Below are 891 nucleotides of genomic sequence, written 5' to 3' on the forward strand. Positions count from 1 at the left end.
GCAGATCTTTTCAAGGACGGTTCGATGCTCGCGCAGGAGGAGTGGAGTGCATGTCACGTCATGGCATGTGAGGACACCACACCGTCGCAGCTACTTGGGATTTCGGACGCCGCTGAATACGATAAAATTGCAATGGCAGGTGGAAGTTGGGACCGCCTTGTGCTCCCTCTCCATGCCTTAGTAAAGGTGGAGGGGGCCTATCGCTTTCAACGCGGGCTAAATAGTTTGCCCCGTACTCGACGTGCACCTGGCCAATATAGGGTTTTGTCGACTATGCACATCCCGAAGGCCTTATCGCGCTTTCCGGAGCGCTGGGACTTCAGCCGTTATGGACCTGCAGACCACGCCGCATATGCCGAGTTAGTTGGCTGGCTGGCAAAGCGTGCCTGGGATGCGGGCTTCACCCACTACGAGGTCTGGAACGAGGCCTCGGCCCTTGGCCATTGGGCAGATGACATGGCTGCGCTGATCGCACTCCATATTACGACTCATGAGACCGTTCGCAGTGTTGCACCGGACATGGTTGTGCTTGGCGGCTGCACCCACAGCTGGGATATGGATTTCCTTCGCAGGTTTTTCGAGGCAGGGGGGGGCGAGCACTGCGACGGGCTGGCCATACATGGCTATACCTACCAGCACGAGCGTCTGCCGGAACTATTCGACGCACTCGAGAGCATTATTGATACTCATGTCGTGTCGGACCGCGACTTCGGCCTGCATATAACGGAGGTTGGGTTCCGGATGCCAGCGTTCTCCGAGATGAGCCAAGCCGAATGTCTATCCCTCTTCACGCTCGAAGCCCAGACACGACCCCGCAGCGGCGTCCCATGGAGTGGTGTAACTCAGGGGGATCAGCCCCGGCGTAGCCGGGGCTGACGGCTCGCCTCCCTC

General features: G+C 58.8%; 1 protein-coding gene. It reads left to right on the forward strand.

What is annotated here, in order from left to right; genetic code table 11:
• Positions 1-876 (forward strand): hypothetical protein (locus AC01FP_RS18010; protein WP_474482167.1); only part of this gene is annotated, 876 nt, incomplete at its 5' end.
• Between the last annotated feature and the right edge of the window lie 15 nt (positions 877-891).

The organism is Cyanobium sp. NIVA-CYA 375 (assembly GCF_056108345.1).